Annotated in this window: 7 protein-coding genes; 5 read left to right on the top strand and 2 right to left on the bottom strand. The window is 67.9% G+C overall.

Annotation, left to right across the window (positions count from 1 at the left end; genetic code table 11):
- Nucleotides 1-66 precede the first annotated feature (66 nt).
- Both AAFL97_RS21815 and AAFL97_RS21810 read right to left on the bottom strand, forming a co-directional pair.
- Nucleotides 67-1,962, bottom strand: coding sequence for a DUF3857 domain-containing transglutaminase family protein (locus tag AAFL97_RS21815; RefSeq protein ID WP_341646721.1), 1,896 nt, complete (start codon nt 1,960-1,962; stop codon nt 67-69).
- 70 nt (nt 1,963-2,032) lie between these two features.
- Nucleotides 2,033-4,123 carry a DUF3857 and transglutaminase domain-containing protein gene (locus AAFL97_RS21810; protein WP_341646720.1) on the bottom strand — a complete coding sequence of 697 codons (2,091 nt, stop codon included), beginning with the start codon at nt 4,121-4,123 and terminating at the stop codon, nt 2,033-2,035.
- Nucleotides 4,124-4,312: 189 nt separating this feature from the next.
- Between AAFL97_RS21810 and can the strand changes: the two genes are divergently transcribed.
- The 5 genes from can to AAFL97_RS21785 all read left to right on the top strand — a co-directional run bounded on the left by can (nt 4,313) and on the right by AAFL97_RS21785 (nt 13,698).
- The gene (gene can / locus AAFL97_RS21805) at nt 4,313-4,960 is read left to right on the top strand and encodes a carbonate dehydratase (RefSeq protein ID WP_341646719.1); all 648 of its coding nucleotides are present in this window, start codon (nt 4,313-4,315) and stop codon (nt 4,958-4,960) included.
- Nucleotides 4,961-4,972: 12 nt separating this feature from the next.
- Nucleotides 4,973-5,866, top strand: a complete 894-nt coding sequence (locus tag AAFL97_RS21800; RefSeq protein ID WP_341646718.1) for an ROK family protein — start codon at nt 4,973-4,975, stop codon at nt 5,864-5,866.
- A 301-nt stretch (nt 5,867-6,167) separates the two neighbouring features.
- Nucleotides 6,168-7,460, top strand: a complete 1,293-nt coding sequence (locus AAFL97_RS21795) for an MdtA/MuxA family multidrug efflux RND transporter periplasmic adaptor subunit (RefSeq protein ID WP_341646717.1) — start codon at nt 6,168-6,170, stop codon at nt 7,458-7,460.
- A 14-nt stretch (nt 7,461-7,474) separates the two neighbouring features.
- Nucleotides 7,475-10,612, top strand: a complete 3,138-nt coding sequence (locus AAFL97_RS21790) for an efflux RND transporter permease subunit (protein WP_341646716.1) — start codon at nt 7,475-7,477, stop codon at nt 10,610-10,612.
- Nucleotides 10,609-13,698 carry an efflux RND transporter permease subunit gene (locus tag AAFL97_RS21785; RefSeq protein WP_341646715.1) on the top strand — a complete coding sequence of 1,030 codons (3,090 nt, stop codon included), beginning with the start codon at nt 10,609-10,611 and terminating at the stop codon, nt 13,696-13,698. Before AAFL97_RS21790 ends, AAFL97_RS21785 begins: the two co-directional genes overlap by 4 nt.
- Nucleotides 13,699-13,753 lie beyond the last annotated feature (55 nt).

Raw genomic sequence — 13,753 nt, 5'->3', positions numbered from 1 at the left:
ACCGGGCGCTGATTTGATTCTTGCTAAATCCCTCCGGAACTGCCTTATCAGGCAGTCTGCCCCGTCTCAGCGCGGTGCGTAGCTCAGCGCCGCGTCATACTCGAACGCGATCTCGCGTGCCAACGCCTGCAAGGCGGCATTGCTGGCTGGTGGACACACCGGGCTAGCGGTATCCACCACCAGCTTGCGGCGGATGACGACTTCGCCCTCGCCTTCCAGCGCATGGTCGGACGTGAAGGTGTAAGGCAGCTCCGCATCCTCCGACACCAGGCGGCGGCTCCGCGGCAAGGCGCCGAGCTGCACCTTGTCCGGCCACTTGATGCGTTGCTCCTCGATCATCGTGGTTGCCGGGCACATGAAGGGCGCGCGCCGGGCCGAATCCATGATGGCCTTGCCATAGAGCTGGATACCGCCGAAGCCCACGCCCCGGGTGATCGGGAAGTGGCCTGGTGCATTCAGGTCGAGTCCGCGTGTCAGGCTGTAGCTCAGCCCGGTTTCCACCGCTTCGCCCAGCGCCAGGCTCGCCGGCCGGCGCAGTTGCGCCTGCCCGTGTTCGCCCGCGTTGGTGAGGATGGCCGCGGCAATCTGGGCGTCGGGCACGGCGGTGGTCTGGACCATCATCGCCCGATCCATCTGTGCAGCGATCCCTGACGAACGCACCGTAGTGTCACCCTGCAAGCGCCCGTCGGCATCGACCGTCATCCGCTGCACGATGCTGGCGCCCGAATCCTGCGCCCGTACGGCCGGAGTCTGCACCACGCGGCCGTCGGCGACGACCAGCGCCGGCTTGGCGGCCGACTCGAAGGGCAGGATGCCGAAATCCACGTAGCGCGCAGTCGAGTCGACGTAGAGATCCAGCGTGGGCAGGTAGAGCAGCGCATGGTTGAACGAAGCCAGCGTGGGATATTGCGACAGCCACTGGCTGGTGCCGGCATTGAGCAGCACCGGCGAACTGTCGATGCCCTTGGCCCGCAGCAGCGCGGCCAGCAGCGTGACGTGGTCCTTGCAGTCACCATAGCGGCGCGACAGCACTTCGCCCGCCGCATGCGGCACCCAGCCGCCGCGGCCCATGTGGATGGCGACGTAGCGGATGTTGCCCGCCACCCATTCGTACAGCGCACGCGCCTGCTCGCGCGGCGTCTCCTTGCCGGCGGTCAGTTCGTCGGCCAGCGCCTGGATTTCCGGCGTCACCGCATCGCGGCCGGCGATCATGTCGCGGTAGGCGGCAGCGAATGCGCCGTAGTCGGCAAAAGTACTCACGACCACGCGCGGACTGTAATCGACGGCGGAAACACTGCCCGGCTCGGACGGCCAGGGCTCCTCCACCTTCATCGTCACCGTCCACGTCACCTTGTCGCCGTCAGCCTCGCGCGTGACTTCGGCATCGTGCGCCTCGACGTGCAGCGGCATGTCGGCCGGCAGCGTGAAGCGGATGCGCGTGTCCAGCGAAGCGAAATGGGCCGAGCGCCACTCCAGGGCCGAGAACAGGCCCGGAATCACCGCCTCAAGCCGCTGGGAGCGCGCGGTAGCAATCGCCCTGCTACCGGGCTGCAGGTCGGGAAACACCAGGGTCTTGCGCTTGCGGTCGGTGAATACCGCCGCCTCGGGAAAGGGATAGGCCTCCTGCAGGTGCACGTCATCCGGGCGCAGCACGATCTCGCGGCCATCCGGCTGCGCCACCCGGGCATCGATGAATTCCGCCTTCTCGGTGCCGCTCTGGAATGCCAGTTGCGCCTTGCCGTGCGCTTCGATGCCCTGGGCATTTTCGAAGCGCTTGACGATCTCGGACGTGCGTACATAGGTGCCGTCGCGCGCAACTTCGTAATCGACATGGACACGCTCGAAGACGACACCCGCCGTGTATGGCTGGTTCGCCCACACGGAAGGCGCCAGCAGGATCAGCACCATGGTGGCCGACACGATGGACAGCGGGCGGGATTGCAATTGGGGGGCGACGGACATGGGTTGATGATCTCTCTGTCGGGAAGAAAAGCTGAATGCGTACCCCACGCGGCCGTGATCCGGCCGCGTCTCAACGCGGCGTATAGCTCAACAGCGTGTCGTATTCGAGTGCGATTTCACGCAGCAAAACCTGCAGGGCGGCATTGCTGGATGGCGGGCAGCTTCTGCTGGCGGGGGCCACCACCAGCTTGCGCTGGATGACGACTTCGTTGCCTTCCAGCCTGTAGTCGGACGTGAAGGTGTAAGGCAGCGCCGCATCCTCCGACACCAGGCTGCGCCCGGGCGGCAGTGCGCCAGGCCGCACCGTGTCCGGCCAGGTGATGCGCTGCTCTTCCTCCATCGTCACTGCCAGGCAGTCGAATGGCGCGCGGCGGGGGACGTCCATGACCGATCTGCCGAACATCTCGATGCCGTGGAAACGCACCCCGCGCTTCACCGGCAACACTCCCGGTGCGCTCAGGTCGAGCCCGCGGGTCAGTGTGTAGCTCAGCCCGGCCTCCAGCGGCTCGCCCGGCGCCAGGTTCGTCGGCCGCCGAAGCTGTGCCTGTCCATGTTCGTCTGCACTGACGAGCATCGATCTCGCGATCTGGGCGTCGGTCAGCGGCTTCGTCCGGGCCATCATCTCCCTGAAGGACTGCGCCGTTCTCCCCCGGACCTGTACGGTGGTATCGCCCTGCAGTTGCCCTGCGCTGTCGAGCACCATTCGCTGCAGGACACGGCTGCCGGAATCCTGCGCGGGCGCGACCGGCGTTTGCACTACGTGGCCATCGGCAACGATCAGTGCAGGTTTGCCGGCCAAGCGCGGCGACAGGCTGCCGAAATCGACAAACGGTGAGGATGAATCGAGATACAGATCCAGCGCCGGCACATGAAGCATCACATGATCGAACGACTGCAGCGTCGGATATCGCGGCAACCAGTAGTTGCCACCGGCATCGAGCAGCACCAGCGAACTGTCGATGTTCCTGGCCTTCAGCAACGCGGCCAGCAGCACGGCGCGGTCCTTGCTGTCGCCGTGGCGGAGCGACAGTACGCTACCCGCCGGATTCGGCACCCATGCGCCATGGCCGAGGGGAACGGCGACGTAGCGGATGTTGCCCACCACCCATTCGTACAAAGCCCGCACCTGCTCGCGCGGCGTCTTCAGATCGGCGCTCAGTGCGTCGGCCAGCGCCTGGATTGCGGGCGTCACCTCGTCGCGGCCGGCGATCATGTCGCGGTAGGCTGCGGCGAAGGCGGCATGGTCCGGGAACGTACTGACCGCGACGCGCGGGCTGTAGTCCACTGCTCCGACACTGCCCGACTCACGCGGCCATGGCTCACGCACTTGCATGTGTGCAGTCCACGTCACCATGTCGCCATCGACTTCGCGTGTCATCTCGATGCCATGTGCATCGAGATGCAAGGGCATGTCGGCCGGCAGCCGGTAGCGGACACGCAGATCCTCCACGCCGACATGCGGCGAACGCCATGTCAGCGCCATGAACTGGCCGGGAAACACAGGTTTGAGCCGCTGCATGCGCACGGTCGCAATCGCACGGCTGCCGGGCTGCAGATCGGGAAACACCAGCGTCTTGCGCTGGCGATTGCTGAACAACTGCGCCGGAAGAGAAGAATAAGACGGCTTCATCTCCACCACGTCCGGCTGCAGCACGATTTCACTGCCATCGGGCTGCGCCACCCGGGCGTCGATGAATTCTGCCTCCTCGATGCCCTGCTGGAACATCAGGTGAGCCTTGCCTTCGCGCTCGATGCCCTGGGCATTCTCGAGCCGCTTGATGATCTCGGCCGTGCGAGTGAAAGAGCCGTCGCGCGCAATCTCATAGTCGACGTAAATGCGCTCGAAGACGACGCCTTCCGAATAAGGCTTGCCGTGAGAGTCCGTGCGTGCCGCTTCAGCGCCGCTGGGCTCCTGCCCGGCCATATCGGGTTTGCTCGCGCAACCGGAAAGCGCCAGAACCAACAGCGCTGCAGCGGCGCCAATGACAAGGCGCCCCGGACTCAAATGCAAGGACGGGGAAAAACTCACGAGGGTTCGTGCCTGCCGGCTCATGCAATGGTTTCCTAGCGAAGAAAGGTCTCGAAAACCTGCCGGGTAATGGGCAGGACGACAGTCATGGACAGCCTCGGACTGGAAGCGGGCATGCCGCTCAGCTCCCATCTATAAACAATACTAATTGTTATTATCGGTTGCGATTATCATCAAGCGCTCCCGCATAGTCAATACAGATATGCCGTTTGCCTTGAGTCGCTCGATGCCGGCTTCAAGCCGGCTTCCGGCAGTTGTTCCGCCCCCGGGCTGTCCGTCACAATCACGCCTGTCGCGCGGACGCGCGTTCCTAGGATTTCCATGTCTCACTCCATCGACCACCTCTTCGCCAACAACAAGGCCTGGTCCGAGCGCATGCAGGCGGAGGACCCGGAGTTCTTCTCCCGCCTCGTCGCCCAGCAGTCGCCCGAGTACCTGTGGATCGGCTGTTCCGACAGCCGCGTACCGGCGAACCAGATCATCGGCCTGGCGCCGGGCGAGGTCTTCGTCCATCGCAACGTCGCCAACGTCGTCGTCCACACCGATCTCAACGCACTGTCGGTGATCCACTACGCGGTCGAGATGCTGCGCGTGAAACACATCCTGGTGGTCGGCCACTACGGCTGCGGCGGGGTCAAGGCGGCGCTCAACGACAACCGCACCGGTCTCACCGACAACTGGCTGCGCCACGTGCAGGACGTGCGCGACCGCCACACCGAGCGCCTGGCGCAGATCGACGACGCCGACGCCCGGCTCGACCGGCTGTGCGAACTCAATGCCATCCACCAGGTGGTCAATGTGTGCCAGACCTCGGTGCTGCGCGAAGCCTGGCAGCGCGGCCAGAACGTGACCGTGCATGCGTGGTGCTACAGCCTGGACAACGGCCTGGTGAACAACCTCGGCCTCAGCGCCAACAGCCGCAACGAAGCGCTGGAGCTGTATCGCAGCGCGGTCGAACGGCTGGCCTGAGCGCCGCGCACCATGCGCATCGGCATCGATCTGGGCGGCACCAAGATCGAGCTCGTCGCCCTCGACGAGCGCGGCAGCGAACGCTTTCGCCGCCGCGTGCCGACGCCGCAGGGCGACTATCCCGCCACACTGCAGACCATCGCCGATCTGGTCAGTGAAGCCGAGACGCACGTCGGCCTGCGCGCCACGGTGGGTATCGGCACGCCGGGCTCGGCCTCGCCACGCAGCGGCCGCATGCGCAACGCCAATTCCACCTGCCTGAACGGCCAGGCGCTGCAGCAGGACCTCGAAGCCCTGCTCGGCCGTCCGGTACGCGTCGCCAACGACGCCAACTGCCTGGCGATGTCCGAGGCCGCCGATGGCGCCGGCGCTGGTGCGGAAGTGGTGTTCGCGGTGATCCTCGGTACCGGCGTGGGCGGCGGCATCGTCGTCCGCGGCGGGCTGCTGAATGGTGTGAACGGCGTTGCCGGCGAATGGGGGCACAACCCGCTGCCGCTGCCTACCACCGACGAGTTGCCGCTACCCGCCTGCTATTGCGGCCGCAGCGGCTGCATCGAGACCTGGCTGTCCGGCCCCGGCATGGCCGCCGACCATGCCCGGCACCACGGCGGCAGACTCGATGCCGCCGCGATCGTGGCCGCGGCGAATCATGACCCCGACTGCGGCGCCACCTTGCGGCGCTACGAACAGCGCCTGGCGCGTGCGCTGGCCGGGGTGATCAATCTGCTCGATCCGGACGTGATCGTGCTCGGCGGCGGGCTGTCGCGCATCGAACGCCTGTATACGAATGTCCCCGCGCTGTGGGTCCCCTATGTCTTTTCCGACTGCATCGCCACACGGCTGGTACCGGCCAGGCACGGTGACGCCTCGGGCGTGCGCGGCGCGGCATGGTTGTGGCCGGCCTGAAGCTGCTTCTACGGACAATCGTGCAAGCGCTGCAATCATCCAAATGAACGCTTGACCGCTCCGAATACGGAAAAAACCAAACATCTCCGGGGAATCTAAGCGGCAACATCACGTCAAAGCCCCCGTTCAGCTTGAGAGGACTCGCCGCGCCTTTTATACTTGAGAACGAATCTCACTTAAATCTCCTTTTCAATTTCATTTCAGGCAATTCCGGCGTTTCGCTCCGGGAACGCCGCCGCGCAGCACGCGCTTTCCCGAACCCATGCCTTCCACTTCGTCATCCAAGGGGCGATCGCGCCTCTTGCTGCTGGCCGCAGTCGTTGCGGCGGCCGCGGCCACCTGGTACTTCCTGCGCCCCGCGGCGCAAACATCTGCACCCTCCGGGCCGCCACGGCCGATGATGGGCTGGGGTGGCCCGGTGCCGGTCAAGACCGTGCCCGCCGAACGCGGTGAACTGGACGTGCGCCTGCGCGCGATCGGCACGGTCACGCCGCTGGCCAGCGTCACGGTGCGCAGCCGCGTGGATGGCGAATTGATCAGGCTGGCCTTCAACGAAGGCGACCGGGTGCGCAAGGGGGCGCTGTTGGCCGAGATCGACCCCGCGCCCTACCGCGTCGGCCTCGCCCAGGCCGAAGGCCAGTTGCAGCAGAACCAGGCCCAGCTCAAGAACGCCGAAACCGAACTCGCCCGCTACCGCCTGCTGTTCAAGCAGGACTCGATCGCCCGCCAGCAGGTCGAAGCCCAGGAGGCGATGGTCAATCAATTGCGCGGCACGCTGAAGTCCAACCAGGCCCAGGTCGACGACGCCCGCCTGAAGCTCGGCTGGACCCGCATCGAGGCGCCGATCGAAGGCCGCGTCGGCCTGCGCCGGGTCGATGCCGGCAACCTGATTTCCAGCGGCGACAGCGAGGGCATCGTCAGCATCGTCCAGACCCGCCCGATCGCGGTGATGTTCACCGTGCCCGAGCGCGACCTGGCAACGGTGCGCGAGGAAATGGCGCGCGGCCATACGCTGGAGGTGGAAGCCTGGGATCGCGACGACCGCAAGCCGGTCGCCAGCGGCGTGCTGCGCACTTTCGACAACCAGATCGACACCACCACCGGCACGGTGCGGCTGAAGGCCGAGTTCGCCAATACCGACGACGCCCTGTTCCCGAACCAGTTCGTCAATGTCCGCCTCGCGGTGCGCAGCATCAAGGATGCGGTGACGATCCCCGCCGATTCGGTGCAGTTCGGCTCCAGGGGCAGCTACGTCTACGTCATCAACGAGGGCAAGGCCAGCATCCGTCCGGTGACGCTGGGCGCCTCGGACGGTATCAAGGTGGTGGTGGAAGACGGCCTGGAAGGCGGCGAGCAGGTCGTGCTGGAAGGGCTGGACCGCCTGCGCGAAGGCAGCAACGTGATCCTGGCCGACAGTGACGGCAGCATGGAGGGTGGTGCACGAGCGCCCGGCGCGCCGGGAGCCGGTGGTCCGGCTGCGGGCACGAGACCAGCGAGCGCACCCGCTGCTGGCGTTGGAGTCCCCGGGACGCCGGCCGCAGGCGCGCCGGCCGCCAGCTCCGGCGCCCCCGGCGGCCCGCGCCCGGGCGGCTGAACGACGCTCCAGCGATGAACATCTCCCGCCCCTTCATCGAGCGGCCGGTGGCGACCACGCTGCTGATGCTCGCGCTCGTCATCTCCGGCCTGCTGTCCTGGCGGCTGCTGCCGGTGGCGGCGCTGCCCCAGGTCGATTACCCGATCATCCAGGTGTTCACCTTCCACCCGGGCGCCAGCCCCGAGGTGACGGCCCGCACCATCACCGCGCCGCTGGAACGCCGCCTGGGGCAGATCCCGGGGCTCAAGCAGATGAGCTCGACCAGCTCCGGCGGCGCCTCGGCGATCACCCTGCAGTTCGGCCTCAGCGTCGATCTGGGCGTGGCCGAGCAGGAAGTGCAGGCGGCGATCAACACCGCCGCCAACCTGCTGCCCAGCGACCTGCCGACGCCGCCGATCTACCGCAAGGTCAATCCCGCCGACGCGCCGATCGTGACGCTGGCGGTGTCCTCGGCGGCGCTGCCGCTGCCCGAGGTGTACGACATGGTCGACACCCGCATGGCGCAGAAGCTGGCGCAGTTGCCGGGCGTCGGCATGGTCAGCCTGGCCGGCGGCCAGCGCCCGGCGCTGCGGGTGCAGGTCAATCCGCAGGCACTCGCCGCCCACGGCCTGAGCATGGAGGACATCCGGACCACGCTGGTGGCGGCCAATTCCACCCAGCCCAAGGGCAGCCTGGACGGCCCGCACCGCTTCGTCATGGTCGAAGCCAACGACCAGATCAAGTCGGTCGAAGAATACCGCAACCTGATCGTCACCTGGTCGAACGGCGCACCGCTGCGCCTGGGCGACATCGCCACCATCGAACAGGGTGCGGAAGACCGCTTCCTCGCCGCCTGGGCGGGATACTGCCAGGCCAGCGACCAGGCCACAGATAGCGACGGCGCCTGCGCCGAACCGGTGGACGCGCCGGCCGTGCTGGTCAACATCCAGCGCCAGCCGGGCGCCAACGTCATCGAAGTGGCCGACCGCGTGCGCGAACTGCTGCCCCAGCTCACCGCGACGCTGCCGGCGGCGGTCGATGTGGCGATGCTGACCGACCGCACGCTGTCCATCCGCGCCTCGGTGCGCGACGTGCAGAAGGAGCTGGTGTTCGCCGTCGGCCTGGTGGTGCTGGTGACCTTCATGTTCCTGCGCCGCGCGAGCGCGACGCTGATTCCCAGCGTGGCGGTGCCGCTGTCGCTGGTCGGCACCTTCGGCGTGATGTATCTCGCCGGCTTCTCGATGAACAACCTCAGCCTGATGGCGCTGACCATCGCTACCGGCTTCGTCGTCGACGACGCCATCGTGATGCTGGAGAACATCGCCCGCCACCGCGAGGCCGGCGCCTCGCCGATGCAGGCCGCGCTGAAGGGCGCCGCAGAGATCGGCTTCACGCTGGTGTCGCTGACGATCTCGCTGATCGCGGTGCTGATCCCGCTGCTGTTCATGGGCGACGTGGTCGGCCGGCTGTTCCACGAGTTCGCCGTGACACTGGCGGTGGCGATCATGATCTCGCTGGTGGTGTCGCTGACGCTGACGCCGATGATGAGCGCGCGCATGCTCGGCGACACCGCCGGGCATGAGGAAGGCGGCAATGGCTTCCTCGACCGCGTCATCGACCGCTACGCGGTATGGCTCGACTGGGTGCTGCGCCACCAGACCGCCACCTTGCTGGTCACGCTCGGCACGCTGGCGCTGACCGCGCTGCTCTACGTCACCGTGCCCAAGGGCTTCTTCCCGGTGCAGGACAGCGGCGTGATCCAGGTCGTCACCGAGGCGCCGCAGACCGTGTCCTTCAGCGCCATGGCCGAACGCCAGCAGGCGCTGGCGCGGGTGGCGATGACCGATCCGCAGGTGCAGAGCCTGTCCTCCTTCATCGGCGTCGACGGCAGCAACACCACGCTCAACAGCGGCCGCATGCTGATCAACCTGCACCCACACGGCGAGCGCGACGGCGTGGCGGAGATCATGCAGCGGCTGGCGGAGCGCTTCGCCGCAGTCGAAGGCATCGAAGCCTGGATGCAGCCGGTGCAGGAGCTGTCGATCGAGGACCGCATCAGCCGCACCCAGTACCAGTTCACGCTGTCCACGCCGGACGAGGACGAACTGGCGGCCTGGGTCGACGCCATGGTGACGGCACTGCGCCAGCGCCCGGAGCTGGCCGACGTCGCTTCCGACCTGCAGCGCGGCGGCGTGCAGGCCCGGGTCGAGATCGACCGCGACGCTGCGACCCGGCTGGGCGTCAGCGCCGCGCAGGTGATCGGCGCGCTGCACACCGCCTACGGCCAGCGCCAGATCGCCACGCTGTTCACCCATGCCAACCAGTACCGCATCGTGCTCGAAGTCGATCCGCGCCACGCGGTCGGCCCCGAGGCGCTGGAACGCACCTACATTCCGACCGCCGGCGGCCCGGTGCCGCTGTCGACGGTGGCGCGGATCTCGCTGCGGCCGGCGGTGCTGGCAATCTCGCACCAGGGCCAGTTCCCGGCAGCAACGCTGTCCTTCAACCTGGCGCCGGGCGCCTCGCTCGGCGAAGCGGTGGCGGCGATCGAGGCCGTACGCGACGAGATCGACCTGCCGATGGCGGTAGAAATGCGCTTCCAGGGCGCGGCCGAAGCTTTCCGCGCCTCGCTCGGCAATACCTTGTGGCTGATCCTGGCCGCGGTGGTGACGATGTACATCGTGCTCGGCGTGCTGTACGAAAGCACCATCCACCCAATCACGATCCTGTCCACGCTGCCTTCGGCCACCGTCGGCGCGCTCGCCGCGCTGCACCTGTCGGGCCGGCCGCTCGACCTGGTGGCGGTGATCGGCATCGTGCTGCTGATCGGCCTGGTGAAGAAGAACGGCATCATGATGGTGGACTTCGCCCTCGATGCGCAGCGCAAGCTCGGCATGGCGCCGCCCGATGCGATCCGCCGCGCCGCGCTGCTGCGCTTCCGCCCGATCCTGATGACCACGCTGGCGGCGCTGGTCGGCGCGCTGCCGCTGATGCTGGCCGGCGGCTCGGGTGCCGAGCTGCGCCAGCCGCTCGGCATCGTCATGGTCGGCGGCCTGCTGGTCAGCCAGGTGCTGACGCTGTTCACCACGCCGGTGGTCTATCTGTTCTTCGACCGCCTGACCGGCGGGCGCGCGGCGCAGCCGGACGCCGAGGCAGCGGACGCACGCGCATGAACCTGGCGCGCGCCTTCATCCGCCGGCCGGTGGCGAGCTGCCTGCTCGCGATCGCGCTGGTGCTGTGCGGCCTGCTCGCCTACCGGCTGCTGCCGGTGGCGCCGCTGCCCGAAGTGGAATTTCCGCAGATCGAAGTCACCGCCAACCTGCCCGGCGCCAGCCCGGAAAGCATGGCGGCGAACGTGGCGACGCCGCTCGAACGCGCGCTCGGCAGCATCGCCGGCGTCACCGAACTCACCTCGTCCAGCAGCCAGGGCGCCAGCCGGGTGCGGCTGCGCTTCGACCTCGACCGCGACATCAACGCCGCCGCGCGCGACGTGCAGGCGGCGATCAACGCGGTGCGCGGCCAGCTGCCGGCCGGCATGCCGGGCAACCCCAGCTACCGCAAGGTCAACTCGACCCGCTCGCCGGTGATGGTGATCGCGCTGTCCTCGCCCAGCCTGTCGCCCGGCCGGCTGTACGACCTGGCGGCGACCATCCTGGCGCAGAAGATCGCCCAGATAGAAGGCGTCGGCGAAGTCGCCGTCGGCGGCTCGGCGCTGCCGGCGGTGCGGGTGCAGCTCAATCCCGGCATGCTCGCCCATCACGGCATCGCGCTCGACGACATCCGCACGGCGATCTCCGCCGCCAACGCGCTGGAGCCGCTCGGCGTGCTCGAAGAAGGCGAGCTGCGCTGGCGCGTCGGCACCAGCGACAGCCTGCGCACCGCCGACGACTATCGCGAACTGATCGTGCGCTACCGCGACGGCGCGGTGGTGCGGCTGGGCGACGTCGCCGCCGTCAGCGACAGCACCGAGAACCGCTACAGCAGCGGCTTCCACAACCACGACCCGGCGGTGCTGCTGCAGGTCTATCGCCAGCCCGACGCCAACATCGTCGCCACCGTCGACACCATCCGCGCACAGATGCCGATGCTGCAGGCGCTGCTGCCGGCCGACACGGCGATGCGGGTGGTGGTCGATCGCAGCCCCGGCATCCGCGCCACGCTGGCCGAAGCGCAGCTCACGCTGCTGATCGCTGCCGGGCTGGTGATCGCGGTGGTGTGGGCCTTCCTCGGCGACGGCCGCGCCGCGCTGATCCCGAGCCTGGCGGTGCCGGTGTCGCTGATCGGCGCCTTCGTCGTGATGTATTTCTACGGCTTCTCGCTCAACAACCTGTCGCTGATGGCGCTGATCGTCGCCGCCGGCCTGGTGGTGGACGACGCCATCGTCGTGCTGGAGAACATCGAGCGCCACATCGCCGACGGCATGCGTCCCTACCGCGCGGCGCTGAAAGGCGCGGGCGAAGTCGGCTTCACGCTGCTGGCGATGAACGTCTCGCTGGTGGTGGTGTTCCTGTCGGTGCTGTTCATGGGCGGCGTGCTCGAGCGCCTGTTCCGCGAGTTCGTCGTCACCCTCGCCGCCGCGATCCTGGTGTCGCTGGCCGTGTCGCTGACGCTGACGCCCAGCCTGTGCGCCCATCTGCTGCGGCCGCGCGAAGCGCGCGGCGGCGGGCGCCTGGCGGCCCTCGGCAGCCGCCTGTCGGCCGCCCTGCAGCGCGGCTACGCGGCCAGCCTGGGCTGGGCGCTGCGCCACGGCGTCATCGTGCTGCTGTTGCTGGCCGCAGTGATCGCCTGCAACGTGTATCTGTACATCGCCATTCCCAAGGGCACGCTGCCGGAACAGGACACCGGCCAGCTGCGCGGCATGGTGCGCGGCGACGACGGCTTCTCCTTCCAGTTGATGCAACCCAAGATCGACGTCTACCGCAAGCACATCCTGTCCGACCCGGCGGTCGAGGACGTCGTCGGCACCAGCGGCGGCACCGGCGGCATCAGCAACTCCTGGCTGATGGTCAAGCTCAAGCCGCGCGCCGAGCGCGACGCCAGCGCCCGCGAGGTCATCGACCGCCTGCGCGCCAGCGCGCCCAAGGTGCCGGGCGGCATGCTGTTCATGCACGTAGACCAGGACATCCAGCTCAACCCGCCCTTCAACACCAGCGACTACACCGTGCTGCTGATGTCGCCCGAGACCGAGATGCTGAAGCACTGGGCGGCACGCCTGACACGGGCGATGGAAGACCTGCCCGAGCTGGTCGACGTCAACGGCTACCGCGACGAAGGCACGCAGCAGCTGAGCATCGACGTCGACCGCGAGGCCGCCCAGCGCCTGGGCGTGGACATGCGCATGATCGGCTCGGTGCTCAACAACTCCTTCTCGCAGCGCCAGGTGGCGACGCTCTACGACAGCCTCAACCAGTACCGCGTGGTGATGGAGCTCGACCCGCGCTACACCGAGCACGCCGGCGTGCTCGACGAGCTGCAGGTGGTCACCGCCGACGGCCAGCGCGTGCCGCTGTCGGCCTTCACCCGCTACCGCCACAGCCTCAGCAACGACCGCGTGTCGCACAAGGAGCAGTACGCCGTCGAAGGCGTCGACTACGCGCTGGCGCCCGGCGTCGGCCCGGAACAGGCGATGCAGGCGATCGACGAAGCAGTCACGAAGCTGATGATGCCGTCCGCGCTGTTCGTCCGCCACGGCGGTTCGGCCCAGACCCTGGGCCAGACCAGCCAGTCGCAGCCGCTGCTGATCCTGGCGGTGCTGGTGACGGTGTATTTCGTCCTCGGCATCCTGTACGAAAGCACGCTGCATCCGCTGACGATCCTGTCCACGCTGCCCTCGGCCGGCATCGGTGCGCTGCTGGCGCTGATGCTGTCGGGCACCGAGTTCAGCCTGATCGCACTGCTCGGCCTGTTCCTGCTGATCGGCGTGGTGATGAAGAACGCCATCCTGATGATCGACTTCGCCATCGACGGCGAACGCCGGCTCGGCCTGTCGCCGCGCGCCTCGATCGAGCGCGCCGCGCTGCTGCGCCTGCGCCCCATCCTGATGACCAACCTCGCCGCCCTGCTCGGCGCCCTGCCGCTGCTGCTCGGCGTCGGCGAAGGCTCGGAGCTGCGCCAGCCGCTCGGCATCGCCATCGTCGGCGGCCTGGCGGTCAGCCAGTTGCTGACGCTCTACACCACCCCGGTGGTCTATCTCGGCCTCGACCGCCTGCGGCTGCGCGTGCTGCGCAAACACGGCGCGGCCGGGGCGGTAACGCCATGAAGAACAGCAGCCTTTCCCTCTCCAGCCGCCGCCTCTTCCCTGGCCGGGCACCCAA

Source organism: Thauera sp. SDU_THAU2, from assembly GCF_038260575.1.
Lineage (GTDB): Bacteria > Pseudomonadota > Gammaproteobacteria > Burkholderiales > Rhodocyclaceae > Thauera.
This window is presented reverse-complemented; position numbering and strand designations above follow the sequence as displayed.